Source organism: Acidisoma silvae (assembly GCF_020618775.1).
In the GTDB taxonomy this organism is placed as follows: domain Bacteria; phylum Pseudomonadota; class Alphaproteobacteria; order Acetobacterales; family Acetobacteraceae; genus Acidisoma; species Acidisoma silvae.
This window is the reverse complement of sequence record NZ_JAESVB010000069.1, coordinates 1-1034: the sequence shown is the minus strand read 5'-3', so window position 1 is coordinate 1034 and position 1034 is coordinate 1. Positions and strand designations below refer to the sequence as shown.

Below are 1034 nucleotides of genomic sequence, written 5' to 3'. Positions count from 1 at the left end.
AGAAGACGGGCGCGCGGCGGGAGCAGGAGCGGACCCGGCGTGCGCTGCTCGGGCCCGGTAATACCGCAGTCAATGCAAAGCGGCGGGGTCAACCGGTACCGCGCGAGGATGATGTCGGTCCTGTTCTTCCCTTTGCAGTCGAGGAATGGTCGTGACCGCGTGCGAGCATCTTGATGTTGCGTATCGCGATGTCGCGGCCTTGCCGGATGATGAGCGCGTCCTGTGGATCCGGGCTGAACGCTGGATCAGCCATCCGGCAGCCGAACAGGCGCTGGATACCATGACTGATCTCCTTGCCTACCCGCAGCGCAGCCGCATGCCCTGCCTACTAGTCCACGGCCGGACAGGAATGGGCAAGACTATGATCCTCAGGAAGTTCTGCCGCGAGCACCCCACGGTCGTCGATTCGCATCTCGGCTTAGCGCGAAGCCCGGTTGTGATGATGCAGCTGCCGCCGGAGCCGGTCGAAGTTTCGTTCTATGAGGAATTACTGGGTGCTCTGGGCTTTCCACTTGTCGGCGAAGTCAGTCGGGTCCGGGCACGGCGGACGGCTCGAGACGCGTTGAAGATCATCGGTGCTCGCATCCTGATAATTGATGAGATTCATGCGCTGCTCGTTGGTGGCGAGCGTCAGCAGCGCGTGTTCCTCAACGTCATCCGCCTGCTGGCGAACGACCTTGAGATGCCACTCGTGTGTGCGGGCACGCCGGAAGCGAGGCGCGCGCTCATGACTGACAACGGTTTGGCCGATCGGTTTGAGTCTGTTGAACTGCCGCGGTGGACGAACACCATGGCCTTCCGACGCCTGCTGGCGAGCTTCGGCGCAATCCTGCCGCTCAGGCAGCCATCGGAACTGGACCAGGAACAGGTGCGATCGACTCTCCTCAAGCTTTCCGAGGGCATCACGGTCCGCATTGTGAGGCTACTCGAGCGTCTGGCCGTCGATGCGATCCGGCGAGGCACCGAACGCATTACGCTGGAAAGCTTCGAGATGCTGCCGACGCGCGCTCCGCTGCTCTCCATGGAGCATCGTC

General features: G+C 62.6%; 1 protein-coding gene. It reads left to right on the top strand.

Annotation, left to right across the window (positions count from 1 at the left end; all coding sequences use genetic code 11):
- Positions 1–151: 151 nt before the first annotated feature.
- Positions 152–1034, top strand: an 883-nt coding sequence (locus ASILVAE211_RS25830) for a TniB family NTP-binding protein (protein ID WP_227324214.1), incomplete at its 3' end; no start/stop codon positions are given.